Source organism: Streptomyces sp. D2-8 (assembly GCF_023184515.1).
In the GTDB taxonomy this organism is placed as follows: domain Bacteria; phylum Actinomycetota; class Actinomycetes; order Streptomycetales; family Streptomycetaceae; genus Streptomyces.
The window spans coordinates 39,124-64,741 of record NZ_JAAHBP010000004.1 but is presented as its reverse complement, the minus strand read 5'-3'; the positions used below and the strand labels follow the sequence as shown (position 1 = coordinate 64,741).

The 25,618-nt window shown below is 71.5% G+C and carries 22 protein-coding genes; 10 read left to right on the top strand and 12 right to left on the bottom strand.

Annotated features, from left to right (window positions below; genetic code table 11):
* Nucleotides 1-145: 145 nt before the first annotated feature.
* Nucleotides 146-517 carry an STAS domain-containing protein gene (locus G3I77_RS11260; protein WP_248502775.1) on the top strand — a complete coding sequence of 124 codons (372 nt, stop codon included), beginning with the start codon at nt 146-148 and terminating at the stop codon, nt 515-517.
* 60 nt (nt 518-577) lie between these two features.
* Here the strand turns inward: G3I77_RS11260 and G3I77_RS11255 are convergent, their stop codons facing one another.
* Nucleotides 578-1,819 (bottom strand): PP2C family protein-serine/threonine phosphatase, encoded by a 1,242-nt coding sequence (locus G3I77_RS11255; protein WP_248502773.1) that lies wholly within the window; start codon nt 1,817-1,819, stop codon nt 578-580.
* 229 nt (nt 1,820-2,048) lie between these two features.
* On the opposite strand from G3I77_RS11255, the gene G3I77_RS11250 reads away from it, so the two are divergent.
* Together G3I77_RS11250 and G3I77_RS11245 are read left to right on the top strand one after the other, a co-directional pair.
* Nucleotides 2,049-2,231 carry a hypothetical protein gene (locus tag G3I77_RS11250; RefSeq protein ID WP_248502771.1) on the top strand — a complete coding sequence of 61 codons (183 nt, stop codon included), beginning with the start codon at nt 2,049-2,051 and terminating at the stop codon, nt 2,229-2,231.
* 33 nt (nt 2,232-2,264) lie between these two features.
* On the top strand, nt 2,265-2,492 hold the full coding sequence (locus tag G3I77_RS11245) for a hypothetical protein (protein WP_248502769.1): 228 nt from the start codon (nt 2,265-2,267) through the stop codon (nt 2,490-2,492).
* 334 nt (nt 2,493-2,826) lie between these two features.
* Here G3I77_RS11245 and G3I77_RS11240 read toward each other — a convergent pair whose 3' ends face one another.
* The 7 genes from G3I77_RS11240 to G3I77_RS11210 form a co-directional block, all read right to left on the bottom strand.
* Nucleotides 2,827-3,741, bottom strand: a complete 915-nt coding sequence (locus G3I77_RS11240) for an MBL fold metallo-hydrolase (RefSeq protein ID WP_248502768.1) — start codon at nt 3,739-3,741, stop codon at nt 2,827-2,829.
* A 78-nt stretch (nt 3,742-3,819) separates the two neighbouring features.
* The gene (locus G3I77_RS11235; protein WP_248502767.1) at nt 3,820-4,452 is read right to left on the bottom strand and encodes an ABC transporter permease; all 633 of its coding nucleotides are present in this window, start codon (nt 4,450-4,452) and stop codon (nt 3,820-3,822) included.
* Between the two features lie 140 nt (nt 4,453-4,592).
* Nucleotides 4,593-5,954 carry a carotenoid oxygenase family protein gene (locus G3I77_RS11230; RefSeq protein ID WP_248502766.1) on the bottom strand — a complete coding sequence of 454 codons (1,362 nt, stop codon included), beginning with the start codon at nt 5,952-5,954 and terminating at the stop codon, nt 4,593-4,595.
* Nucleotides 5,955-6,040: 86 nt separating this feature from the next.
* A complete protein-coding gene (locus G3I77_RS11225; RefSeq protein WP_248502765.1) occupies nt 6,041-6,481 on the bottom strand; it encodes an SRPBCC family protein in 441 nt (146 codons plus the stop codon).
* Nucleotides 6,482-6,546: 65 nt separating this feature from the next.
* Entirely contained in the window at nt 6,547-8,112 is a 1,566-nt protein-coding gene (locus G3I77_RS11220) for an MFS transporter (RefSeq protein ID WP_248502764.1), read from the bottom strand.
* Nucleotides 8,113-8,309: 197 nt separating this feature from the next.
* Nucleotides 8,310-10,316: an ATP-binding protein gene (locus G3I77_RS11215; RefSeq protein WP_248502763.1), complete on the bottom strand. Its 2,007-nt coding sequence runs from the start codon at nt 10,314-10,316 to the stop codon at nt 8,310-8,312.
* Nucleotides 10,317-10,345: 29 nt separating this feature from the next.
* On the bottom strand, nt 10,346-12,085 hold the full coding sequence (locus tag G3I77_RS11210; protein ID WP_282572830.1) for a cytochrome P450, cyclodipeptide synthase-associated: 1,740 nt from the start codon (nt 12,083-12,085) through the stop codon (nt 10,346-10,348).
* 463 nt (nt 12,086-12,548) lie between these two features.
* On the opposite strand from G3I77_RS11210, the gene G3I77_RS11205 reads away from it, so the two are divergent.
* Nucleotides 12,549-12,869 (top strand): hypothetical protein, encoded by a 321-nt coding sequence (locus G3I77_RS11205; RefSeq protein WP_248502762.1) that lies wholly within the window; start codon nt 12,549-12,551, stop codon nt 12,867-12,869.
* 183 nt (nt 12,870-13,052) lie between these two features.
* Here G3I77_RS11205 and G3I77_RS11200 read toward each other — a convergent pair whose 3' ends face one another.
* Nucleotides 13,053-13,613 (bottom strand): VanZ family protein, encoded by a 561-nt coding sequence (locus G3I77_RS11200; protein ID WP_248502761.1) that lies wholly within the window; start codon nt 13,611-13,613, stop codon nt 13,053-13,055.
* A gap of 153 nt (nt 13,614-13,766) precedes the next feature.
* On the opposite strand from G3I77_RS11200, the gene G3I77_RS11195 reads away from it, so the two are divergent.
* The 3 genes from G3I77_RS11195 to G3I77_RS11185 all read left to right on the top strand — a co-directional run bounded on the left by G3I77_RS11195 (nt 13,767) and on the right by G3I77_RS11185 (nt 16,217).
* Complete coding sequence (locus tag G3I77_RS11195; RefSeq protein ID WP_248502759.1) at nt 13,767-14,972, top strand: sensor histidine kinase; 1,206 nt, start codon at nt 13,767-13,769, stop codon at nt 14,970-14,972.
* Complete coding sequence (locus tag G3I77_RS11190; protein WP_248502757.1) at nt 14,954-15,619, top strand: response regulator transcription factor; 666 nt, start codon at nt 14,954-14,956, stop codon at nt 15,617-15,619. The genes G3I77_RS11195 and G3I77_RS11190 overlap by 19 nt, the downstream gene beginning before the upstream one ends.
* A 208-nt stretch (nt 15,620-15,827) precedes the next feature.
* Complete coding sequence (locus tag G3I77_RS11185) at nt 15,828-16,217, top strand: nuclear transport factor 2 family protein (RefSeq protein WP_248502756.1); 390 nt, start codon at nt 15,828-15,830, stop codon at nt 16,215-16,217.
* Nucleotides 16,218-16,238: 21 nt separating this feature from the next.
* On the opposite strand, the gene G3I77_RS11180 is transcribed toward G3I77_RS11185, so the two are convergent.
* Nucleotides 16,239-17,240, bottom strand: a complete 1,002-nt coding sequence (locus tag G3I77_RS11180) for a TIGR00341 family protein (protein WP_248502754.1) — start codon at nt 17,238-17,240, stop codon at nt 16,239-16,241.
* Between the two features lie 97 nt (nt 17,241-17,337).
* Complete coding sequence (locus tag G3I77_RS11175; RefSeq protein ID WP_248502752.1) at nt 17,338-19,992, bottom strand: AMP-binding protein; 2,655 nt, start codon at nt 19,990-19,992, stop codon at nt 17,338-17,340.
* Between the two features lie 187 nt (nt 19,993-20,179).
* On the opposite strand from G3I77_RS11175, the gene G3I77_RS11170 reads away from it, so the two are divergent.
* Genes G3I77_RS11170 through G3I77_RS11160 form a run of 3 tightly spaced genes read left to right on the top strand, consistent with a single transcriptional unit; the run spans nt 20,180 to nt 23,907 of the window.
* On the top strand, nt 20,180-21,223 hold the full coding sequence (locus tag G3I77_RS11170) for an iron ABC transporter substrate-binding protein (RefSeq protein WP_248502751.1): 1,044 nt from the start codon (nt 20,180-20,182) through the stop codon (nt 21,221-21,223).
* A 6-nt stretch (nt 21,224-21,229) separates the two neighbouring features.
* Complete coding sequence (locus G3I77_RS11165; RefSeq protein WP_374385384.1) at nt 21,230-22,867, top strand: ABC transporter permease; 1,638 nt, start codon at nt 21,230-21,232, stop codon at nt 22,865-22,867.
* Nucleotides 22,864-23,907: an ABC transporter ATP-binding protein gene (locus tag G3I77_RS11160; RefSeq protein WP_248502750.1), complete on the top strand. Its 1,044-nt coding sequence runs from the start codon at nt 22,864-22,866 to the stop codon at nt 23,905-23,907. Before G3I77_RS11165 ends, G3I77_RS11160 begins: the two co-directional genes overlap by 4 nt.
* Nucleotides 23,908-23,985: 78 nt before the next feature.
* On the opposite strand, the gene G3I77_RS11155 is transcribed toward G3I77_RS11160, so the two are convergent.
* Nucleotides 23,986-25,542: a PH domain-containing protein gene (locus tag G3I77_RS11155; protein ID WP_248502749.1), complete on the bottom strand. Its 1,557-nt coding sequence runs from the start codon at nt 25,540-25,542 to the stop codon at nt 23,986-23,988.
* Nucleotides 25,543-25,618 lie beyond the last annotated feature (76 nt).

The window sequence follows — 25,618 nt, the reverse complement described above, 5'->3', positions numbered from 1 at the left end:
GTCCACCACGCATGACCTCAACTCGGGCTCGTGGAAAGGCCGTTCACTCGCCACCCCGCACACCCCCGTATCGGCGGCACGTCGCGAGAGCCGGACCCGGTCCGGCCACGCCGGATCTCCGACGGGCACTCCGAACCGAGGAGCCATGCCCCTTCCACGGCTGAACGTCCACCGGCACGACCACACCACCCGCACGCTGATCACCCTCGCGGGAGAGATCGACCTGGCCACCGCACCGCTCGTGCGCACCGCGCTGGCCGAGTGCCTGAACGACGGCATGGGCATCACGGACGTCGATCTCACGGAGGTCACCTTCTGCGACGCCAGCGGACTCAACGCCTTCCTCACGGCATCGGGGCTCGCCACCGAAGCCGGAACGATCCTCCGACTGCACCATCCGCCACCGATCATGATCCGCATCATCGAGATCACCGGCTCCGGTTTCCTGCTCCACGAGGTCCCCACCGGTCGGCCACCCTCACGTCGGTTTCCCTCTGCCTCGGGCGGTGCGCCGTGACGGCCCCGCTCCGCCGGGAGCCTGGTGAGCGCCCCGGCCCGGCGCGCCGTCACCGCGGGCTCAGTCGACGACCGTGAGGTGGTCGGCGCCGCCGCCTCGCCACTCGACGAGGAAGATGGTCGCGTCGTCGGTCGTGGTGCCGCCCCGTTCGTGTTTCAGGGCGTGCGAGAGCGCTCGCACCACCGCCCGTACCTCGGTGCGGTCGCGGAGGATCCGGTTGGTCCACTCGATGAGCTGCTCCTCACCGAACTGTTGCCCGCCGGTCTGGTGCTCCTCGATCAGACCGTCGGTGAAGCACAGCAGCCGATCGCCGGGTCGCAGCATCCGCTCGCTGACCACCGGCTCCTCGCCGCCGAAGCCGACGGGCAGGGTGGTGGGGCTCTCCAGCCGGTCCACGACGGCGCGATCACGGATCAGGAGCGGAGCCGGGTGGCCGGCGTTGACCCACTGCAGCCGGCCTGTGGTGATGTCCAGGATCATCATCTGTGCGGTGACGAAGTGGTCGTGGCCGAACTGGTCGTTGATGGCCCGGTCCATGAACGCGTACACCTGGGACAGGTCGGTATGGGCCCGTCGAGTGTGACGGTAGGCGCCGACGGCCACCGTCGCCATGGTCGCCGCGTCCAGCCCGTGGCCCATCGCGTCGAGCATGGCCACGTGAAGGATGTCGCCGTTGAGGGCGTAGTCGAAGCTGTCGCCGGCCACGTCGTAGGCGGGCTCCAGGATTCCGGCCACCTCGACCTGCGGAACGGTCATCGACAGCGGGGGCAGCAACGACCACTGGATCTCCGCGGCCACGCTCATCGGAGCGCTGCGGCGGGCCTGGAAGAACAGGTCGGTGTAGGCGTCCTTGGTGACGATCATGTCGGCGACCAGGCCGGCGAGTCTGCGCAACAGCCGCCGGTCGTCGTCATCGACGCTGTCCAGGGTGACGGCCATCACGCCGATCTGGTCGCTGCCGTCCAGCAGGGGCAGGTACATCCGCACACTGCCGCCCTGCGGCACCTCCACCGTTCTGAGGGTCAGGAACGCCTCGCCGGCGGGGGAGTTCTCGACCGGCTCGGGGCCGCCGACCGCCAGCCTCCGGCCCGGCAGCGGCACCAGCAGCACCTGTTCGTAGTCCTGAAGGAGGATGGAGACCTCCCGCCCCCCGACTCTGGCCACCTCTTCCGCGACCAGGGGGGCGATCAGGTCCGGCGGCATCTCGTGGGCACGGTCCAGCAGCACACCCAGCAGTCGTTCGCCGAACCCCTCCGACCGGTCCACCCCGAGCCTGTCCGGCTGCCGCCCACCGTCCGTCATCGCTGCTCGCTTCCCTTCGTCCCGGGGGTATGGCGAGCCGATCGCGCCTCCTTCAGGGCCGGTGTGCAACGGTCCCGGCGTTTGCACACCGGGACCGCCCTTCCGGGCCTTGGCACGTGAGAGTGCACTGACCCATTTGCCATCCTAGGCCTTATTGCACCATTTCATCCGGAATTGTTTACAAACCGGACGGGAAGGGGTCAGAGTCGAATGGGGGCAGGAGGCAACCATGACCGTCCTCGCGGCGTTTCTTCTCGTCATCGGGACGATATTGATCCTGGTGGGGGCGATGTTGATCTCGGTCGGGACGATCCTGATCATCCTCGGGGCACTGCTGATCCTCATAGGGATTGCTCTGGTCGCTGTCGCCGCCTTCCTGCTCATACGGAGAGCGCTGAGGCGGGAACAGTAGGAACGGCCGGGCCGGAGCGTGAAGGAGCGCGCGATGAGCAGGGGCGTGGTGGGTTTGATCGCGGGAATGGCGCTGGGGTTCGCCGCGTATTTCGGTGACTTCTGGGCCTTCCTGCTGGTGCTGGGGCTGGGCATCGTCGGTCTCGTGATCGGGCGGCTCGTGGACGGTGATCTCGAGCCGGGCGACTTCATCCGCCGCCGGGACCGGCAGGACCGGATCCGCGATGACCGGCGACGGGCCAGGGGAGACCGGCTGCGGTGACCGCACCGTCACCGACGACGGTCGCGGAGATCCGCGGAACGCCCGTCCCCACGGCGGAGATCGCCGGAACGCCCGTCCCCGCGCGCCCCACGCGGGAACCCGGTCGTTGCGGAGCGGTGCTCCGGCCTGATGGAGACTGACGAGGGCCAGCCGGTAAGAGGTGATCAGCCCGGTCTCCACGTAGTCCGGCGGGCAACCACCGAGGGCGCGGCCGCCCCCCGGTTCTGGCCTGTGAGTTCCGCCGCGGAGGCGAAGGCACCGACGACGGCCCCCTTGCCGAAACCCTCGGAGGAAACGACCTTCGGCTCCGCCTCCGTCGTCGAGTCGGTGCGAGTCAGGGCGAGTCGGTGGGGAGGGGCGAGAAGCGGTAGGCGCCGTTGTGGGTGACGACGCGGCCTGCGGTGGGGGGCGAGAAGTGGGTGCCCAGGACCAGGGTGTCCGTGTCGGAGAGTGAGTCGAGCAGTGTGCGGCGCGAGGCTTCGGACTGCTCGGGGTCGATGTCGACACAGGCGCCGATGGCGGGGTGGGCGAACTGGACAGGGTGGTGGAGGCAGTCGCCGGTGATCAGAGCCGTCCGGCCACGGCTGGTCAGCTCTACGGCGACGTGGCCGGGGGTGTGACCGGGCGTGGGGAGCAGACGCAGGCCCGGGACGACGTCGATGCCCTCGGCGGGGATGTCGACGAGGTCGAGCAGTCCGGCCTGTTCGACCGGGATCACGGAGTCGCAGAACATCTGCCGACGCGCCTCGTCCATGCCGTAGCCGGCCCAGAACTCCCGCTCGGCGCGGGAGGTCAAGTAGCGGGCGTAGGGAAAGGTGGGAATCCACTCACCGTCCACGCCCCGCGTGTTCCAGCCGACGTGGTCGGCGTGCAGGTGGGTGAGAATCACCAGGTCGACCACGTCCGGTGGGAATCCGGCGGAAGCGAGGCGCGAGAGATAACCGGTGTCCAGGTCGTGCCAAGCGGGGTTGGCCCGTTCCTTGCCGTTGCCGATGCCGGTGTCGACCAGGACACGCAGGCCGTCCAGGGTGAACGCGAAGCTGTGGCTGTTGATGTAGAGGGTGCCCTCGTCGTCGGCGAAGTGGGGGCGCAGCCAGTCCTGTGCGGCGACGAGGTCCGGGGTGGCGTCGGGCAGCAGCCAGGGTCCGGTGACGGGCGGCAGGAGGATCTCGTCGATGCGGTGGACGGTGACCTCGCCCACCGTCCAGGAGGGGGCGGTGGTCAGGTCGGTGGTCGATACGGTGCTCATGGTCGGTCGGAACCTCCGGGTCTCGTTACGGAAGGCCGTCGTGGGCTTTGCAGGCGGCCCTCCTTCAGGGCCGGGCTGTCAGAGCCGGGGAGATTGCGCGAGGGAGCGAAGGCGGCGGTGTTCGAGGGGCGCGGCGAGGGCATAGGCACCGCCGCCCGCGACGGCGAGGACCCAGAAGAGGCCGGGGGACGCGAACGAGAGTGCCGCGGTGGAGACCAGGGCGAGCCAGGCGCCGAGACCGTAGTGCAGCAGGTTGCGGCGTACGGAGCCTTCGGCGAGGTAGAGCAACCCGACGATCAGGCCGGAGCCGGCGGGCCAAAGGACGCTTTGGAGTTCCGGCTCGTCGAGGACTGACGTGAAGCCCGTGATGGCGAGGAACAGGGCAGCGAACGCGACGATCCAGGCGGCGCCGAGCAGTTTGCCGGACAGCGCGTCCGGGGCGGCCGCCCCGCGCTGGGCCCGCAGGGCGGCGAGGGTGGCCAGGACGATGCCGGTCACGAGCCCGGTGCCGAGGAGCGTCATAGGCAGCCAGCCGGGCAGGGCGATCAAGGGGGTGTCGCCTCCGGAGGCCGCGGCGGCGCCGTGACCGAGCACGTAGGCGAGCCCGAAACTGACGTAAGCCGCGCGGTTGTCGACCCCGCGGGCAGAAGGCGCTTGAGGCGCCGGAAGGTCCGGGGCGACGGGCGGCGGTGCGGTGGGGGCACTGGTCACGGGGCGTCCTTCGAGGTCAGGAAGTGCGGGTACGGGCACATGCGGGTTCGTGATGGGCCGGGGTGTGGTGGGGTTGCCGGGTCTTTGAACCGGCAACCCCAGCCGTGGCCGCGCCCCCGGCGGGTGCGGCCACGGCTACGTCAGGGCTGGAGACCGTCCAGGGCATCGTCGGGGATCCAGGAACCGTGGATACCTGCGGTGACCCGACGGGGCAGGTGGACGGTGGCGACCCTGTCGAGCCCGGAGGCGTCCAGGACCAGGAGCTGTGAGGCGTCCTGCTTGAGGTCTGAGACGACGGTCAGGAGGTAGCCCTCGTCCTCGTTGACCGCGCCTGCCGCAGGGACGAAGACGGCCTCGCTGGGCAGCCGCGCGTCACCGACCTGGTGGATGCGGCGGGCGCCGGTGACCCGGTCGTACTTGACCACGCCGTACCCGCCGAAGCCCTCCTGGTCGGGGAAGGACACCGCGTACTGGTAGCGGTGCTCGGCGCCCAGGAAGTTCTCGTTGAGCGTGGGGAACTCCACCGCGAGGTCGTCGATGATCTGCTCGTCGACGGTGCCGGCGGCCATGTCGATCACCCAGCGGCGGGTGTAGGAACGGGCGTTGGGCTCGGCACCGCGCCCCGGCGCGCCCACCCACCAGTTCCAGGAGAGCCGGAACCCCTCGCGGTCGACGGTGGGGCCTTCCAGGACGATCCGGCCCTGGCCGTCCTCGTAGGCGTTGCCGACGTGCAGCATGTTGCCGGGTTCGATGGAGAACCACCGGATGTGCCGGGCCCCGTCCCTGCCCCGGGGCATGACGCCGATGCGGGAGGGCTGCGTGTCGCTCCAGCCGTAGGGAATGCCGGAGTGCTCGGCCGGGTCGAAGGTGACGTTGCCCTCGATGAAGACGACGTGGCGGCGGGTGAGGGCGAAGTCGTGCTTGAGGGAGGCGGTCGCCCCCGGGATCTCCGCGCTGTGGACGAGCGCGCCCTTGGCGTCGGAGACGTGGTAGGTCAGGAACGGGGGGAACGGGGAGGAGCCGAAGAAGTGGAGTTCCCCGGTGGCCGGGTCCTCCTTGGGATGGGCGGTCATGGCGGTGCGCAGCCGGCCGTCGAAGTCGTGGGCGCCCACGGTCTCCAGGTCGGCGGTGAGCTCGAAGGGCAGGTTGGCCTCGCAGAGGGCGAGGAGGCGTCCGGCGTGTTCGATGACGTGGGTGCCTGCGGTGCTGGCGGTGAGGTCGGGACCCTTGTCCGTCATGTAGGGGGCGCCGTCGAGGGCGGGGGTGTGGACCCAGCGGTTGCGGTACCACTCGGCGCGGCCTTCGCGCAGGCGGATGCCGTGGACCATGCCGCTGCCCTTGAACCAGTGGGAGGGGGTGATGCCGGGCTTGGGGTTGTGGCTGTTGCGGATCAGACGGCCGGTCAGTTCAGGGGGCAGGCTGCCCTCGACGGTGAGGCCGGTGGCGGTGATCTCGTCGGCGACGGGGGTGTAGTGGCCGGTCAGAAACGGCGGAGTCGTCATCGTCGTTCTCGTTCCTCGGATCGCTTCGGTCGTGGGTGTTGTCGTGAGTGGCTGTGGTACGGGGGTGTTACGCGTGGGGTGCGAGGTCAGGCGGGCTGCTCGGCGCGTGCCTTGAGGCAGTCGAGCCAGCTCCGCAGGGAGGTCTTCAGAGCCGTCGTGAGTTCCTCGACGACCGCATCGACGGGCTCGCCGCTCCAGGACTCCTCGGTGTGGACGACGGTCCCGGCATCGGTCTGCTCGAACGTCCACACGTGGATGCCGACGATCCCCTGGACGGTCCCTCCCCAGACAATCCGCTGTCCTGGGACCAGCTCGACGATCGTGGAGGTGATGTCCAGCCCGTGGGTGAGCCAGGTGAAGCTGGTGCCGGTCACCAGCGGGCCGTGGAGCCGCGCTCGGTCGATCCCGGTGTTCCAGGCAGGCCAGTTGCCGATGTCGGTGTGCAGCGACCAGACGCCGGCGGCCGGGGCGTCGATCAGCGTGGTCAGACTGACCACGACGGGGGCGGTGGAGTCGATGGTGTGCATGCGGTGTCCCTGTCGGTCGGTGGTGAGGGGGTGAAGGGGTGAAGGACCGGGCGCGGGAATCCGGATCAGGTGGCAGGTGTGCGGTCGGTGTCCTGGCACCGCCGGGGCGGTGCGGGGGCATCCGTCTCGAGGGGCGGGAGGGATGCGTGGGAGGGGAGGGCTGTATGGGGTGGGAGGGGGCATGCGGCGTCACCGGCCCCACTGGCTGTGCCCGTACGGCGGCCCGGGCGCGTCAGGAGCGGAGCGAGCAGCGCGGTGACCGCCAGGATCGCCGCGGAGACCGCGAAGGCGGCCCGGTAGCCGGCGGTCAGGGCCTCCGGGACGGACGCGTGGCCCGAGACTTCGGCCGTCACGGATCCGGCCAGGGTGGCGAGACAAGCCAGCCCGATCACCCCGCCGATCTGGCGGGTGGTGTTCACCAGTCCGCCGGCCAGGCCCGCGTCGCGTTCCGGGACGCCGTCCACGGCGAGCGCCGTGAGCTGGACGAAAGCGACGCTGAGACCGAGGCCGGCCAGGACGATCGGCCCGAGGATTTCGACGGCGTAGCTTCCGCCGGAGTCGATGCGTGACAGCCACAGCAGTCCCGCGCCTTCGCAGAGGAGGCCCGCGGTCAGCGTCACGGTGACACCGATTCGGCGGGCGAGGCGTGGCGCCGCGAGTGCGCCCAGCATGTTGGCCGCGGCGAAGGGGAGTTGGCCCGCGCCGGTGGCCAGAGCGCTCATGCCGAGCACCTGTTGCTGGTAGAGCGGTAGGAAGAAGAACAGCGCGATCCATACGGAGCCCAGGAGCGCCATCAGCAGGTTGCCCGCCGCGACGCGGCCGGTGGCGAACAACCGGGGCGGTACCAGGGCGTCCGGCCGACGGCACTCGATGACGGCGAAGACCGCGAACAGCGACAGGGCGCCGAGGAGGGCACCGAGCACTCCGGGGTCCGTCCAGCCTGCCCCCCGCGCACTGGTCAGCGCCCAGACCAGGAAGGTCAGGGCCAGGGTGACGGTGACGGTACCCGGCAGGTCGAACCGTCCGGTCCCGCGGCCGCTGCCCCCGGGCACCAGCACCGCCACCGCGAGGAGGACCAGCGCCGTTCCGAGTGCGACGGCGTGGAAGATCCACGGCCAGCCCCACGCCTGGGTGAGGATGCCGCCCAGGAGGACGCCCGCCGCTCCTCCCGCGCCGGAGACGGCACCCCACACCCCCAGGGCCCGGCCCCGGGCGGGGCCGGGCGGGAACAGGTCGATCGTCAGGGCGAGTGCGGCGGGGGCTATGGCGGCGGCGCCGAGACCCTGCGCGGTGCGGGCGGCGATCAGCACGCCCGGTGAGGACGCCAGGCCGGCGGCCAGCGAGGCGCCCGTGAACAGCACGAGGCCCGCGACCAGCACCCGGCGGCGGCCGAGCAGGTCGCCCGCCCGGCCTCCGGCCAGGAGCAGTGCCCCGAATGCCAGGCTGTAGGCGTTGACCACCCATGTGGTGCCCTGGTCCGACAGGCCCGCCCCGTCGCGGATCTGCGGGAGTGCCACGTTCACGATCGAGGTGGCGAGCATGACGGTGAACTGCGCTGCCGCGAGCGCCGCGAGCGCGGCTCCCGGGCGAGGCGCGGCGGTCGGCCCGTCCTTTGTTCGTCCAAGGTTCATGACACGCAGCCTCGGGCCGGGAGGTGTCCACATTCCATGCCCGGCGGGGGCCACGGTTGTCCACTCCTGTCCGCACCTGTCCACTCAGGCGGGCCGAGCCGGTGCGCGGGCACCCGCGCGGCGGAGTTCACCGCATCACGGCAGGGCGGCAGTGCCCCGGGGGGCGGCGAATACGCTCCGCCCCGTTGTACGGAGTTCTAGCGGTGGTGGCCGTGTAGTTCCCGCTGCCACAAGGCGTCACAGAGCAGGTCCAGCCCCTGGCGCACATGGCGCCGGTAGGTGCCGTACGGCAGGCCGAGCCGACGGGCGGATGCCTCCTGAGTGGGCGCGCCGGAGAAGTAGCCCGCCGTCAGTGCCTCGCGGGCGCGCACTCCGCGCGGGTCACGGGCGAGTTCGTCGACGGCCCGGCGCAGCAGGTCGCGCAGCTCCATGACGGGCTCCGTGGAGTCGGCCGCCAGCCGGCTGCGCAGCAGCGCGCAGGCGGCGAAGGCGGAGGGGTCGCGCCAGTGCGTCAGCGCCTCGCGTACGGCTTGGTCGAACGCGGTGCGCGAGAGGGGCGACGGTCCCGGCGAGATCGGCGCGTCGGCGGTCGTGGAGATGAAGTGCCACAGCCACGTCTCCACGGGTGTGCGGCGCCAGTCCACGCTGAACAGTCCGTAGGTGTGTTCGCCGACGCGCGGGCGCCGGCCGGTGTCGTCGAGGGTGCCCTTGACGCGCTCGGCCCAGGTCTCGGCGTCCCGGTAGACGGCGAAGCCGTAGGCGCGTCCGCGGGCGCGGGCGGCTTCCGCCTGGGCCCGGGAGCTGCTCAGGTCGGTGACGCGCGAGGGGACCTGGTATCGCTCGGGGTAGACCGAGAAGCGGCTGATGCCGATGTGCTCGCCGGGGTTCACGGGCGTGGTGGCCTCGGTGTGCTGCCATGCGGCGGCGACCACGGGATCGGTGGCCAGATCCTGGGGGTCGGGCGGGGCGGGCAGCGTGAGGCGGGCGGTGAACGCCACCGTCCGGCCCGTGCTCACGAGGCGGTAGACACTGAACGCCTGCGGCTGGCGCCGTGCCCAGTAGCGGACCAGTGCGGTGGAGGCGGGGCCCTCGGTCTCTTCGGCCATGCCCAGCACCGTGTCGAGGTCGTCCGGGTGGAGGGGGCTGTCGTGGACCTCGTCCTCCCGGGACCATGTGCGCAGCCGGGCAAGGATCTTGCTCTCCCGGAAGAGGTGGAAGAGGTCGTCGGTGACGGTCCAGACCCGCTCCTCCGGCGCCTCGCGCAGGATGCGGAGGTATTCGTCCGCGAGGCGCCGGCGCATCGTCTCGAAGGTGTTGGGTGCCCGCCAGCGCAGGTCGGCGGCGAGCGTCTCCCGTGCGGCGTCGTGCGGGTGGAGCCCTCGGGCCGTGGACTCCATGAACGGCAGGTCTCGCAGCCAGGAAAAGAGCAGGTGGGTGTCCTCTTCGGGGAGCACAGCGGCGAGCAGTTCCTCGGACGTCGAGTGTGCCTGCGCCGCCACTTCCAGGGCGCGACGGTGGGCGGCCGTGGGCACCTCACCGATCAGCCCCGCCAGCAGGGTGCGCAGGACATCCGCCGACGGGGCCCAGAACTCCTCTCGGCCGCAGCCCTTCGATCCCGCCGCGGCCGCGAGGGAGAGGGCCAGCGGGTTGCCGCCGGCGAAGCGCAGCACCCGGTCGCGCAGTTCGGGCCGGATCTGTGCCGAGGCCAGCAGTCCACCGGCCTGTTCCTCGGTGAACGGCCCCAGTTCGGTGACGTGCAGGAGCCCGGACCACGCCGGGTCGGCGGTCCACTGCGGCTGCGGTGGGTGCCGGCCTGCCAGGACGACCAGGGCATCGTCCGCGGCGCGGGGCAGGAAGCGGTGCCGCAGCCAGCTCTCCAGCCACTGGCAGTGCTCGAAGGAGTCCACCAGCAGCACCGTTCCCGGAACGTCGAGAAAGGGTGCGGCGGCCCGCTCGAAGTCGGCCGGGTCCCGGCCGACGAACCGGCCGTCGAACTCGACGAGCGGTCGGCCCGCCGTACTGGCGTGATCCGCCAGGCGCCGGAGCAGCGTCGACTTCCCGATACCGCCCGGCCCGCACACGAAGAACGCGAACGGGGACCGCGGATCACCGGCCAGGGCTTGCCTGAAACGCTCGAGTTCCCTTTCCCGGCCGACGAACGCCTGCACGCGCGCTCGGCTCAGTCTCTCCCCGACAGATGCCATCCTGGCTCCCGGATCCCCTTGTGCCCGCGTTACTTGACGAGTCCGAGGTTGCCGTCGTCGGGGTGGCCAGAGACCAGGAGGGTGGTCTCCTCGACCCGCCGGAAGCGGCCGTCGGGGGCCATCTCGGCAAAGAGGTAGACCTCGGTGACGGAGACTCGGCCGTCGTTGTGGGTCAGAGTGACGGTGTGACGGTCGGCGTAGCGCAGTCCGTCGCGCAGTTCGTCGTGGACCTCCATGTGCCCGTCGCGGATGAGGGAACGCAGGCGTGCCATGTGCTGGGTGAAGGATTCCCGGTCGCTCCACACGCCGTTGGTGCGCTGACGGTAGTCGGGGGCGAAGTGCCGGTCGACGGCTTCGGCGAGGTCGAGGCCCGGGGTGAACAGCAGGTCGTTGATGGCTCTGGTGATGTCGGTCGATGTCATCGTCTCGATCGCCTGGAGAAGTGTGGGTGCGGGGCCCGGCTCTCGGGACAGGGCAGGGCACACGGTGTACCCGTCCCCGTCCGGGGCCGTCGTGCAAGACGGCGCTCGGTCCCCGCAGGTTCCACCTGCGGGGACGGGCGTGAAGTCCAGCTGCAGGGAGACGGGGCCGCGGGTGTAGAGGCCGGTCTCCCGGTAGCGGAAGCCGGGGCTGTAGCGGACCTGGTCGAGCAGCGGCAGGAGCAGTTCGGTGACGGTCTCGATCTCGGCGCGGGCGAAGGCCGCGCCGACGCACTGGTGGAGTCCGACGCCGAAGGCCAGGTGCTGGGCGGCCGCCGTGAAGGAACGGGCGGTGCCGAGGTCGGGGCGGTTGATGTCGAAGGTGTCCGGGTCGGTGAAGACGCCGGGATCGCGGTTGGCCGCGCCGATCATGCAGAACACCGTGGCGCCGGCCGGGACAGTGGTGCCGGCGATCACCGAGTCCTTCTCCGCCTGGCGGGGAACGAGCTGGACCGGCGGGGTGTGGCGCAGCGTCTCGGCGATCGCGGCGGGCAGCAGGGCCGGGTCCCGGCGCACCTGCGCCATCTGATCGGGGTGGTCGATCAGATGCTTGAAGAGTAGGGCGAGGGTCTTGTCGGCGGGCTCGGTGGCGGCGGCGAGCACATTGATGATCAGAGCGATGACGTCCCGGTCGCTCATGGCGACGCCGTCGAACTCCGCGGTGCACAGCCTCGATATCAGATCCGCGCCCGGGCGGCGACGCCGCAGTTCCACGACGGGGACGAGGTACGCCTCCAGTTGCCCGGCGCAGTCCATGCAGTGCTGGCGGCGCTCGGGGGTGAGGGCCAGGCTCGTGATGAACTCGGCGACCCCACTGTGCCAGGCGGCCACCTGCTGCCAGTCCTTCCTGTCCAGACCGAGGACGTCCAGCGTCACGTGGACGGCGAAAGGCTTGCCGAAGTCGTTGACCAGGTCCATCCTCCCCCTGGCCAGAAGGGGTGCCAGGAGTTCGGCGGCGTTGGCGCGGGCGGCGCGGACCTGGTCGCGCAGGGCCTCGCCGGTCACACCCCGGACGACGATCTTGCGCTTGGCTGTGTGCTCCGCCCCGGTCATCTGGGCAAGGACCGGGCCGCGCATCACCGGCTCTGCGCGCGCCTGCAGCGTCTTGGTGGTGAATGCCTGATGGTCGGTCAGCACCCGCCTGACGTCCTGATGGCGGGAGAGGAAGTAGCTGTCGATCGCCGGTTCGTAGTGCACCGGGGCCTGTTCCCGCAGCCGGGCGAAGTGGCGGTAAGGGTCGGCGGCGAACCCGTCCGACAGGACGCTGAAGCCAGGTTGTACCAGTGGCATGGCGGGGACCTCTCGTAGGGTGCCGCCAGGGCCGCTGCCAGCACCCGCGTTGGACCCGAGACAGGCTATCGGTTGTTCGTCAACTCGACTCTGTCGGGAATCTTGGTTGCGCCGTGAGGCGCTGTGCTTCGAGTGGAGGTGCAAGGCCGTCACCTCTGGCCTGTCGCAGCGGGTCGGCGTAGCTGAGGGCAGCCTGATCCGGGTGTGGTGCCGGGGAGGGCGGGAGCGGCCCTGACAAAGCCGGGACGTACCAGGCCTTGCCGTCGCAGGCGAGGTGGACCTTGGTGGTTCGTCCTCCGCGGGATCGGCCGAGGGCGTGATCGTCTGGTTCGTCTCGGCGATGCCGCCCCCGCCCGGGCCTGTGCGAAGACTGAGACTCATCAGGTGCTCGCTTCTGCAACCCACTTCGATTACCCAGCGTCCAACTCCATGACAGACGGCTGTCGATCACCTGGGAGAGCACGTGACGAAGAAGGATCAGAGGACGGACGCCGCGAGGGAGAAGGACCGCGAAAGGTGGATGGCGCGCTTCCAGGTGCGGCTGGCCATGCAGCCGGGCGTGGACCGGGCAGTGGTGCTCCAAGCGGTCAAGGATGTCACGGCCCACTGCGGGGAGACGGCAGAGCACCCGCGGACCGCCTTCGGCGACCCGGACAGCTATGCCGTACAGGCCGCAGCGCGGCTGGTGCCGGCAGACCGGGCGGCGCGCGCGAGGCAGCACAACGCTGTGGTGGACGCGCTCGACTCCGTGCTCAAGAGGGGCGGGGACGTCGCCGGTCTGTGACCGGTTGAAGCGTCCGCAACGGCCTTGCACACCGGTCATTTATGCGAACCCAGCGCTTGATGTACCGCTCGATCGGTTCTTCCGGGTTGCACGAGAACCACCGGTATCCGTGCAGCGATCCGGCCGCTGATCAGCCCTTGCCTGATGCGGCAAGAGCGAGGCCTGCGCCTCTCGCTGGCCGGGTCAGACGGTGCTGGGCGAGGGGGACAACTTGTTCAGTACGTCGCGTGCGGCAGCGGTGCGCTGCGCGGTGCGCAGGGCGGCGTAGCCGAGGAGGCCGCCGAGGGTGTTGGCGATCAGGTCGTTGATGTCGACGGCGCGTCCGTGGGCGAGGGCGATGTACTGAAGCAGTTGTGCGAGCTCGATCCCGAGGCTGGCGAGGGCGCAGACCGCGACGGTGCGACGACTGGTGAGTCGGTGGGAAAGCAGTGGCAGGAGGAAGCCGAGCGGGACGAACATGACGACGTTGGGGATCATGGAGATGTCGGCCGTGAGTAGCGGGATCGGCTGGATCTGGCTGGTCCAGGGTGCTTCGTTGCGGTATCCGCCGCCGTAGATCCACAGGGGGAAGCTCGTGACGGAGACGACCCCTGCCGCGTAGATTGCCGTGAGGGCCCGGAGTACCAGCGGCCCGCCGCGCCACCCGGGGACGTTGCCTCGTCGACGGGCGAGGGCGAACAGAGCGAAGATCAGGAGCGCCGGGCCGAGAATGGCAGCGGTGGGGACCTGGGTCTGGAAGTTCACGTTCTACTCCTTCGGCGAGCTTGTGCGGATCGTCTTGAACGATCGTGTCCGTGCGGGGTGCCGCTTTGGATCTGTCGAAGGACGGAAACCGGGCGGTGTCACTACGACTTTCGGCAGAGGGGCCTGAGGTGCCCGGTTCCGTAGGCTGCGGGCATGCGTTCCGTGCTCTTCGGCCGTCGTTCCTCATGGGTGCGCGGCGTGCTGGTCTGCCTCGGCGTCACCGCCGTGGGGGCCGTCCTGGTGCTGGCACTCGCTGTCGACTACCACAGGGGTGTTTACGGGTCCGCTCTCGCGCCGCAGGTCCGCCTCTCGGCTGCGGCGCCGTTCCTGGTGGTGCCGGTCTGGGTGCTGCGCCGGTCGCGAGTGGGGCCGTGGGTGTTGGCGGTGGCCGGTGGGATCGCGGGTGCTGTGTCTCTCGGGTGCAGTGCGTGGATGCACATCGCGGCGGGACAGCAGGGAACGTCGGCCGGGCGTGCCGACGCCTACACCCTGTTCGAGGTCAGCGCGCTCATCGTGGTGCTGGGTCTCACTGTCCGGCACGGCGCTGCCTGGCCGGCTGCCGCGGGGGCCGTTGTGCTGTGCGTGGCGGTGGTCGTGCGGCCGGTGGCCGTGGAGGTGAGCGAGAACAGCCTTCTGGTGGCGTTGTTCTGCGCGTTCGCCACGTGTGCCGCACTCGTGGGGGCGCTCGTGGCCCGGCTGGTGGCTGTCGAGCGCCGGCGTCACACCGAGCAGGTGCGCCTTGAGCAGCGGCTCGCTTTCGCCCGGGATCTGCACGACTTCGTGGCTCACCATGTGACGGGCATCGTCGTACAGGCGCAGGGGGCCCAGGTGGTCGCGGCGTCCCGGCCGGAGACGAGCGCGTCCGCGCTGGGGCAGATCGAACGGGCTGCGGCGGAGGCTCTCGGGGCTCTGCGGCACATGGTGAGCGGGCTTCGTACCGAGGCCGGGCTCGGACCGGCGGGAGACGTCGAGCAACTGCGCTCTCTCGTGGCGGATTTCACCCTGCCCGGAGGTGGGCGGGCCCGTCTCGTGCAGGAGGGGCCTGTCGGCAACCTGCCCGCGGCGACCATGGTGGCCGTGCACCGGGTCGTCATGGAGTCGCTGACCAATGTGCGCAAGCACGCACCGGGTTCCCGGAAGGTGTCCGTGACACTCAGTGTCCATTCGGGGACCGTCGAACTCGACATTGTCAACGACCAGCCCGGTCCGGGCGCGGACACGGCGGGGTACGGTCTTGTCGGGCTCGAGGAACGCGTCACGGCCGAGGGCGGCACCTTCCGAGCGGGCCCCGACATCCAGGGACAGTGGCGGGTGAGTGCCCGGATTCCCTTCAGCAGCGTGTGGAGGGATCTTCCGTGATCCGCGTACTTCTCGCCGACGACCAGGAGATCGTCCGCACCGGCATGGCCATGATCCTCTCCGTCGAGAACGACATCACCGTCGTCGCTCACGCCCAGGACGGCCTTCAAGCCCTGGAGATGACCGCCCTGCACCGGCCGGACGTCGTTCTCATGGACATCCGGATGCCGCGCCTGGACGGCCTGGACGCGCTGCGCCAGCTCACCCGGCCCCACGCCGCGCACCGGCCGCAGGTCGTCATGGTGACCACCTTCGACGACGAGGAATACCTGACCCGTGCGGTGGAAGCGGGTGCCTGCGGATTCATCCTCAAGGACTCCGGGCCCCGCCTGCTCGCCGAAGCGGTCCGAGCGGCCGCGGCCGGCGACGCCATGGTCAGCCCATCGATCACCGTGCGGCTCCTGAAGCAGCTTCGTACCTCCTCCTCCCGGCCAGCGCCCGCCACCCGGCTGTCTCCGCGCGAGGAGGAGGTGGTCATGCTGCTGGCCCAGGGCATGACCAACGCCGAGATCGCAACAGCCCTGTCCATCACCACCGGCACGGTCAAAACCCACCTCTCCCACGTCCAGGCCAAGCTCACCGCCAGAAACCGCGTAGAGATCGCGGCCTGGGCATGGCGCACCGGACTCGCGGGACGCAGCACATGAGCCCTGCCGACAGCGCGGGGAAATGAGGTAGACCACCCGCGGGGTCGCGCAAGGGCCGCAGGGCACCGCCGACCGGAGTGGAGGACAGGCGGGCGATGTTCTCGCCCGGGATCTCGTGGCCCTCGGCGCGGAGCTGGGCGACGGCGGCATCGATGTACTTCGTGGTCCACAGGACCCGACGTAGAGCCGGCGACCACGGTGATCCGCAGTGCGTACCGCCGACGTGGTCCGCCGCCAGTACCTGGCCTCCGCGGCCGGCGACCTGGAGGCCCTGCGCGCCGCCCTCGCCCCGGACGCGGAGTGGACGGAGACGGCCGGCTTCCCTCTCGCCGGCACCTACCGCACCCCCGACGGGGTCACCTCCCACGTCATGGAACAGCTGGGCAGGGAGTGGGACGGCTGGACCGCGCACGACGACACGTACGTCGCCGAGGGGGAGAACGCCGTCGTCCTCGCCCGCTACACCGCGACCAACAAGGCCACCGGCAAGCCGATCGACGTGCGCGTCGCCCACCACTTCGTGGTCCGCGGCGGCCTGATCGTCCGCTTCGAGCAGTTCGTCGACACCGCCCTGGTCCGCGAGGTCATGCGCGGCTAGGCGCCTTCATGGGCGCGACGCTCAGCCGCCGACCACTCCGGCGTCGATGCGCTGACCACGCGACGTGTCCACGACGACGGGGATGCCGTCCGGGATCCGTCCCTGGAGCCGGTCGAGCAGCCCTTTGACCGGCGGGACGCCGGCAGGGGTGCGGACGTGGACGTACATGGTCCGGGACGTCGAGTCGACACTCGTGACGGACGCCCCCGGCTCTTCGGCGAGCCATTCTTCGGCGGTGTCCTTGGTCCGGCCGGTCCAGGTGTCGAGCAGGAGTGTGATCGTGGTGTTGGCCGCCAGCGGCACGAACACGACGGTGAACAGCAGGGCCATGGCCGCGTACGTCCTGCGGGTGGGCCGTCCGCTCGCCCTGTCGGCCTGGGTGCCGTAGCCGAGTGTGGCGAAGACCACCATGCCGCCGAAGACCAGCGCGAAGAAGTTGGACACGAACAACACCAGCGCCCCCAGCGCCAGCCAGCCCGACAGCTGTCCCAGGCACACTCCGGCCACCACCAGGGGCGGGACGAGGGAGATGGCGATCGCGACCCCGGGCAGCACGGCGGCGACGTCCCGTCGAGCGAGTGCCACCGCGCCGGCGAAGCCTGTCGCCAGGGCGGCGACCAGGTCCATGAGACCCGGTGACGTCCGTGACGCGATCTGACTGTTGGCGAGCAGGTCGTAGTCGCCGGGGAGCACCGTCGAGAAGAGCATCCCCATCACGATCACCAGCGAGCAGGCGAAGAGGACGATCCTGGCCGCTCCGGTGCGACGGCGCTGCACCGAGCCCAGCGCGATGCCCATGATCGGTGTGGCCAGTGGTGCGATGATCATCGCGCCGATCACGGTGGCCGTCGAGTCCGTGAGAACCCCACCGGCCGCGATGACCGACGACAGCGTCAGCATGGTCCAGAATGCCGAACGCTTGGACGTGGTGTCTCCGGACGACAGGTCCAGGTCCTGGGTCAGTTCGTTCAGCGTGCGGCGCTGGGCGGTCGGCAGAACACGGGCACGAACTCCGTTGAGCATGCCCTCAAGGAACCACGACCGGCGTGATCCCTCCCGGCAGGACACGCAACCGGGCTCCGCAGGCCGGCCGCGGGCACCTCGTGGTGCGGCGGCCCGGTCAAAGCCACCGGAGGGTCCGCGTCACCCGGGTCACGACCGCCGCGTAGCCGACGCCGACCACGAGAGAGGCGAACAGGGCGGTGAGGGGGAAGCCCTCCTGGAGGTAGGGGTAGACCTGGTAGTGCGTCAGGTAGATGTAGAGGGAGCTGCTCGCCAGGACGCCCGCGAGCGCGCTGAGCGGGCCGAGGCTGGGCAGGGCCGGTACCCAGATCAGCAGCCCCAGCCCGACGATCACGGTGGCCGTGCGCACGGGCTGGTCCTGGAACAGGCCGGGCACGGTGAGCACCAGCACCGCCGTCAGCAGTGCCCGTTGCCGCACGGTACCGGCCCGCGCGGCCGCCCACCCCAGTGTGAACAGCCAGAAGACCACGGTGGGGCTCAGCTGGGGGCGGGCGGACGCCAGGTCCAGCAGGTCGTAGCGCCCGACCAGGCCGACGGCCGTGAGTGCCATCGGCACACCGAACGCGTACCGCCGCTCCAGCCGGTTCAGCAGCGGTACGGCCAAGAGGGCGGCGAGCACGACGAGGAAGTAGACCAGGGCCTCCACGAACCAGTAGGCCCAGTCGAAGCGGTCGTTCCCCTGGTCGAGCAGGCTGTTGAGCAGCACGGCGTTGGCCGGGTCGAGGAAGTCGGTCAGGAGCACAGCGCCGGTGATCCACACCATGCTCGGTACGGCGATGCGGGCGATGCTGCGCCACAGGCGCCGTACGCGCTCGCGGCGTCCGGCGCCGGACAGCTGGAAGCGGGCGAAGTTGTAGCCCGCGACACCCATGAGGATGTGGGCGAAGCCCTTGATGTCGAAGACCTGGACGTGCGAGCCGGCGATGAGGACGATCCCGACGGCGCGCAGGGCGATGCCGGTCTCCAGCGTGCGGCGGGTCCTCCAGAACTCCGGGGTGGCCCAGGAACGCAGCGCCCCCCGCGGTCCCGGGGCCGGCCGGGCCCGCCGCGGCTTGGGCCCCTCCTGTTCTCCCGGTCCCGCCGCCGTGGGCGCCGCCATGGCCCGCAGCTCGCGGATCGTCCTCGTGTGCCAGTCGGCGGGCAGGTGGCCCAGGGCCTCCTCCAGGCGCAGGGACATCTCGACGTAGCACAGTGAGTCGCCGCCCAGGCCGGTGAAGCTGCTGTCCTCGGTGACATCGGTGCGGTCGAGGATCTCCTCGTAGAGGCGGCGCAGGTCCTCCCCGGCGTCGGGTGCCGCTTCCTCCACGGGGCGGGTCAACCGCCGTACGGCCTCGTAGTCGGGCTTGCCCGAGGCCAGGCGGGGGAGCCGGTCGAGGACCTGCACCCGTACCGCGCGGGACGGGAGCCCGCAGTCCTCCGTGACCAGCCGCCGGATCCTCGCCTGCTCACCGGCGCTCCCGAGCGCGGCCACCGCGAGGGCCTCCCCGTCCCCCGCGCAGTACGCGGTGACCCCGTGCTCCTCCAGCAGGGACTCGACGCGCTGCGGATCGATGCGCAGCCCGAGGATCTTCGCGAAGCGGCTGCGGCGGCCCACGATCTCGTACAGCCCGTCGGACGCGCGCCGGGCGAGGTCCCCGGTGTGCAGCTCCTCCACGGTCCGGCCGAGGGCGAGGTCGGCGGGGCTCCCGGCGTAACCGAGCATCACGTTCGGCCCCGAGTAGACCAGTTCACCGACGTCCGGACCGTGACCGTCGACCGGCAGCAGCCGGAAGGAGCCGCCCGGTATCGGCACCCCGACGGCCTCGGGGCGCTCGGCGGCGAGATGCGGCGGGAGGTAGGCCATGCGGGCCGTGGCCTCGGTCTGGCCGTACATCACGAACAGCTGCCAGCCGGAGCGGCGCCCCGACTCGGCGTACCGGGCGACGCGTTCCGGAGCCAGCCGGCCCCCGGCCTGGGTGACACGGCGCAGGTGCGGCAGTTCCATCCGCTCGAAACCGACCCGGTCGAGCAGGTCGAAGGTGTACGGCACTCCCGCCAGCGAGGTGCCGCGGGCGGCACGGAACTCCTCCCAGAAGGCCGGCGCGGACACCGACCGCTCGGTCAGGATCAGCCCGGCGCCGCGCAGCAGATGGCTGTGGACGACGGAAAGGCCGTAGCAGTAGTGCATGGGCAGCGTGGTGGCCGCCCGGTCGGTGTCACCGATGCCGAGGTACCCGGCGATGGACTCGGCGTTGGCCTGAAGGTTCTCGTGGGAGAGCCGCACCAGCTTGGGCGAGCCGGTCGAGCCGGAGGTGCTCAGCAGCAGGGCGAGGTCCGGGTGGAGGGTGTGGACGCTGCCGTGGTGCCTTTCCTCGAGGGTCCACGTGCCGTCGGCATCCGGGCGGGCCACGACGTCGGGGTCGTACGCCTGAGACAGCGAGCGGATCGTGCTCGCGCTGTCGCCGGGGACGAGCAGGACGGGGTGACCGGCGGACAGAGCGGCCAGATGCGTGACGAGCGCGTCGGTCCGATTGGCCCCGGCCAGCAGCACCAGCCGTCGTACGGGCCCGAGGCGCTCGGCGGTGGCGGCCACCCGCGCGGCCAGTTCGCGGTACGACAGCTCTCCCTCCGGCGTGATGAGCGCGACGCGATCGCCGTGGGCGGCGAGCCGGCGCGCGAAGGGCACGCCGTTCGGCCGCACGGGCCGCACGGGCTGCGCGGGCAGCAGACGCAGGGGGGACGGAGCCGGGAGGGGCTCGGAGGGGTGGAGCACGGGGCGCGCCCTTTCCGCGGCGGCGTCCGCTTCAGCACGGAACCCTTGACGATTAGGTAAGGATTACCTTATTCATAACAGGGTCATATTCAAGCCACAGAAGAGTCACAGGATCCGCTTCGCCGCCGCTTCCCGCCGACAGGACCGGCAGTGGCCCGAAGGCGAGCTCCGCAGGAAGGCACACACCATGCGACGCCCCTCGGTTCGCCGGACGACCGCGCTGGTAGCGGCCGCTCTGCTGCTCCCCGCCCTCGCGGCCTGCGGCTCCGGCGACAAGGACAGCGGGGAGGACGACGCCTCCTCCCTCGTCATCTACTCCGGCCGCAACGAGAAGCTGGTCAAGCCGCTTCTTGACAAGCTGGAGAAGGCTGTCGGCGCCGAGGTCGAGGTGCGGTACGGCGACAGCGCGGAGCTGGCCGCCCAGATCCTGGAGGAGGGCGACCGCACCAAGGCCGGGCTGTTCTTCTCCCAGGACGCCGGCGCGCTGGGCGCCCTGTCCAAGGAGGGCATGCTGCAGAAGATGCCCGCGGCCACCCTCGACAAGGTCGACGAGGCGTACCGCGGCTCCGGCGGTGACTGGGTCGGTCTCTCCGGACGCGTCCGGGTCATCGCGTACAACCCGGACAAGGTCGGCGAGGGCGACGTCCCCGACAGCGTCTTCGACGTGGTCGAGCCGGAGTGGAAGGACAAGGTCGGCTTCGCGCCGACCAACGCCTCGTTCCAGGCCTTCGTCACCGGCATGCGCGTCCTCGAGGGCGAGGACGCCACCCGCGAGTGGCTTCAGGGCCTGAAGGCGAACGGCGCCAAGACGTACACCAACAACCTCGCCACCCTGGACGCCGTCGAGTCCGGCGAGGTCTCCCTCGGCCTGGTCAACCACTACTACTGGTACGAGCGGGTCGCCGAGAAGGGCGAGGACGGGGTCGACGCCGAGCTGCACTTCCTGCCGGGCGAGGACCCCGGCGCGCTGATCAACGTCGCCGGCGCGGGCATCCTCGCCGACAGCGGGCAGAGCGAGACCGCGCAGAAGGCCGTGGACTACCTGCTGTCGGAGGAGGCGCAGACCTACTTCGCGGACGAGACCAAGGAGTACCCGCTGGCCGCGGGCGTCACCAGCACCGTGGAGGACCTGCCCGCGCTGGAGTCGCTGGAGTCCCCCGACATCGACCTCGGCAAGCTGGAGTCCCTCCAGGAGACGCTGGCCATGCTGCGGGACGTGGGACTGGTCTGATCCGCCGTGCCCACCTCACCGCCCACCTCGCGCCGCCCGGCCGGAGCCCCCGCCCCGGACGGGCGTGAGCGCGGGGCGGACCGGGGCCGCCCGGTCCGCCCACCGGCGACCCGCGCGCCCGGAAGGACGCGTACCGCCGGCCGCAGGCCACCTCTGGTCCTGCTCGTCCCCGCCTGCGTGGCCGCCCTCTTCGCCCTGCTGCCCCTCGGCTACCTCGCCGTCCGCGCCCTGGAACGCGGCCCGGCCTTCGCCTGGGACGTCGTCGCCGACGCACGCACCCTGCACCTCCTCGGCCGCAGCCTCGGCCTGACCGTCGTGGTCGTGGCGGCCTGCCTGGTGCTGGGAGTGTCGCTGGCCTGGCTGACCGTGCGCACCACGCTGCCCGGAGCCCGCGCCTGGTCGGTGCTGGCCACACTGCCGTTGGCCGTGCCCAGCTACGTCGCCGCGTTCGCCTGGCTGTCGGCCGTGCCGGGCCTCGCCGGGTTCGGCGGCGCCGCACTCGCCCTGACGCTGGTCAGCTTCCCGTACGTCCATCTGCCGGTCGCCGCCGCGCTGCGAGGCATCGACCCGGCCCAGGAGGAGGCCGCCCGCTCCCTCGGGCACGGGCCGCTGCGGACGTTCGCCAAGGTCACGCTCCCGCAGCTGCGACCGGCCGCCGCGGGCGGAGCGCTGCTCGTCGCCCTGTACGTGCTCTCCGACTTCGGCGCGGTGTCCCTCATGCGGTACGACACCTTCACCCTGACCATCCACACCTCGTACCGCGCCTCCTTCGACCGGACCCCGGCCGCCGCCCTCAGCGTGGTGCTGGTCGTGATGACGATCGCGCTGGTGGCCGCCGAGGCCCGTACGCGCGGACGCGCCGGGCACGCCAGGACCGGTACCGGCACCGCCCGCCCGGCTCTCCCGGTCGCTCTCGGCCGGTGGCGGCCGCCCGCCCTGCTGTGGTGCGGGGCGGTGGCGGCCACGGCCGTCGCCTTCCCACTGGCCACCCTCGGGTACTGGCTGGCCGTCGGCAGCTCGGCCGGCCTGGACCTCGGCGGGCTCGCGGAGACGGCCTGGGCGACGTTCGGGGTCGCGGCGGCGGGCGCCGGCCTCACCACGGTCCTCGCCCTGCCGGTAGGGGTGATCGCCGCCCGGCACCGGGGCCGCGGCGCCCGTCTGCTGGAGCAGGCGGCGTACGCGGGGCACGCACTGCCGGGCATCACGGTCGCGCTCGCCCTGGTGTTCTTCGCCGTGCGCTACGCATACCCGCTGTACCAGCGGCTCCCGCTGCTGGTCGGTGCCTACGCCGTGCTGTTCCTGCCGGTCGCGGTGGCCGCCACCCGCGCGGCCGTGCTCCAGGCACCGCCCGTCCTGGAGGACGTGGCCCGCTCGCTCGGGCGGCGGCCGTGGCAGGTGCTGCGCGAGGTCACCGTGCCGCTGGCCGCGCCCGGCGTGGCCGCCGGGGCCGCGCTCACCTTCGTGGTCTGCATGAAGGAACTCCCCGCGACCCTGCTGCTGCGCCCCACCGGCATGGACACCCTGGCCACCCGCTTGTGGACCGAAACCGGCGCCGGCTCCTTCGCGGCCGCCGCCCCGTACGCGGTCGCGCTGATCCTGCTGTCCGCCGTCCCCTCGTACCTCCTAGGCAGGCACCGGACATGAACGAACTGCACGTCGAAGGGCTCACCAAGTCCTACGGAGCGGGGGAGCCGATCCTGCGCGGGCTCGAACTCACCGTTCCCGCGGGCACCTTGGCCGCCGTCCTCGGCCCCTCCGGCTGCGGCAAGACCACCTTGCTGCGGATCGTCGCCGGGTTCCTGCGCGCCGACGCGGGCACCGTGCGACTCGGCGGCCGGCTCCTGAGCGGGCCGGGCGTCCACCTCCCGCCGGAGCGGCGCCGCATCGGCATCGTGCCCCAGGAGGGTGCCCTCTTCCCGCACCTGAGCGTGGCCCGCAACATCGCCTTCGGCCTGACCGGCACCGACCGGCCCGAACGGCGGCGCAGGACCGACGCCATGCTCGAACTGGTCGGCCTCGGCGGATACGGCGACCGCATGCCGCACGAGCTGTCCGGCGGCCAGCAACAGCGCGTCGCCCTCGCCCGCGCGCTCGCCCCGAGCCCTCAACTCGTGTTGCTCGACGAGCCGTTCAACGCCCTCGACAGCGCGCTGCGGGCAGGGGTGCGGTCGGACGTACGGGCCGCTCTGCGGGCGACCGGCGCCACGGCGGTCCTCGTCACCCACGACCAGCAGGAGGCCCTGTCCACCGCCGACCTCGTCGCCGTCGTACGGGACGGCCGGGTCGCGCAGTGCGGCACCCCGCAGGACCTCTACCGGCGCCCTGCCAATCCCTGGATCGCCGGCTTCGTCGGCGATGCCGTCCTGCTCCCCGGCACCGTCGACGCGGACGGCACGGCCCTGACCGCCCTGGGCGCCGTCCCCCTCGCCGCACCGCCCGAGGGGGTGCGGACCGGGACGCTCCTGCTCCGCCCGGAACAACTCGTCCTGACCGACGCGGACTCCGACGGCTCGGTCAGGGGCACGGTGACCGACGTCGCGTACTTCGGCCACGACGCCATGGTCACCGTGGCCGTCAAGGGCCACGACACCCCGGTCGGCATCAGGGTCGCGGGTCCTCTGTCCGTCCGCCCGGGGGAGGAGACGGGGGTCCGGGTCGTGGGGGAAGCCTGCCTCCATCCGTAGCCACGGTCCTCGCAGCCCTGCCCGTCCCTCTGGGAATCAGCGTCCTGGGCCGTCGCCGTCACAGGCCGCCGGAGGCGGTCACGGCTCGCGGTGCGTGGCGCTCGCGGGGGTCCTCGCAGGGCCCAGTGCGCGGAGGACGCGGGTCAGATCGGCAGGAGCGGCCGCGAGGCGGACCGGCTCGCCCGCGTCGTCGAGTTCGGCGATGTGCCAGCTTCTGGGGACGGCGTCGCCGTCGCTGCCGCGCAGCCGCCGCACGCCCGTGACGGTGAGCCGCTCCACCGGGATCCGGCGTGCCGCGAACCGGCCCGGGCCGGGGTGGGGCGTGATGGCGGGCGGGCCGCCGCCGAGGACGATGTGGGTGCCGAAGTTGTTCGGGTTGTAGTCGGTGGGCTCCAGGAAGCGGGCGGCCAGGAAGACCTCCTTCTCGGGGGGCTCCTGGACCGCTCCGGTCACCGCGCCGTCTCCGGGCGTACGGATGCGGGTCGCGCGCCAGGCCCAGGCGAAGAGGCCCAGCGTGGCCAGGGAGCCCGAGGCCGCCCACGTGAGTGCCACGGGAGAGGACGGCAGGGTCGTGGGGTGGAGGTAGCAGAGCGGCAGCAGCCACAGAGCCGTGGCGACGAGCGCGCCCGCGAACGGAAGCGCCGACGGCAGGACCTCGTCGTCGGGCAGCCGGCGCCCGCGCCGGCGCAGCAGCGCCCGGGCGCCGGGATAGCCGGCGCCGAGGGCGCACCCGGCCGCGATGACGGCCAGCTCCCCGGCACCGGTGAAGTGCTCGCGCCACACGTGGTGTTCTCCGGTGACCTCTCTCACCTGGCGGCGCCAGAGGGTGAGTTCGACGCGGTCGCCGGGCCGGAACCCCTGGGCTCCCTCCTGCGAGACGGAGAGCCGCTCCAGGGGCCGGCTGTCGGCGAAGTACAGCCGGCTGCGCTGTTTCCCTGTGCCGACCTCGGTCCGAGTGATCACGGCCGGCAGGGTGGTCAGGCACTGGCCGCGTTCCGCCGCGGGCGTCTCGGCCGTGCACGAGACAGCCGACGTCCACGCCTGTTTCTCCGACTCGACGACCGGCACGAACCAGGCGGCCAGGCCCGCGCCCGCGAGCAGCAGCGCGCACAGGCTCAGTGACACGGCCGAGCCGCGCCCGGCGGTGCGGTACGAGATGACGGGGACGTGGCTCGACTCCGGGGTTCCGTAACGGCGGTGCAGCGCGCGGAGTGCGTCGAGCTTCGCGTCGAAGTCCGGCCGGTCGTCAACGGACCCGCTCAGCGGCAGCGGAAGGCGCCGCGCACGTCCGCCGCGCAGCATCACGCTGATGCGGTGGAACTCCTGTCCGTGGCGCCCGTACTGCACGTATACGCGCAGGTCGGTGACGTCGCGCCACGGCACGCTCAGACGGCGCAGCAGCGTCCGCGAGCGCAGGCCGTACGCGTCGGCGCTCACCTGGACGGTGGCCCCGTAGAGGCACGCGAGGCCCACCAGTGCCACCAGCAGGCCCAGGTACGCCCACCCGTCGACGAGCCCGCCCCAGTACGCCATGCGCACCACGGCCAGGCCCGCCCCGGCCGCCCCCAGTCCGACGAGGAACCACAGGAGGCGCGTCTGCTGGGGACGGCAGGTCACTTCTCGGCCGCTGGTCATGCACGGAATCGTGCCATCGGCCGGGCTGCACCCGCTGGTGCGCTGCCCGGCAGCCTTCCGGCCCGCAACGCTGCCG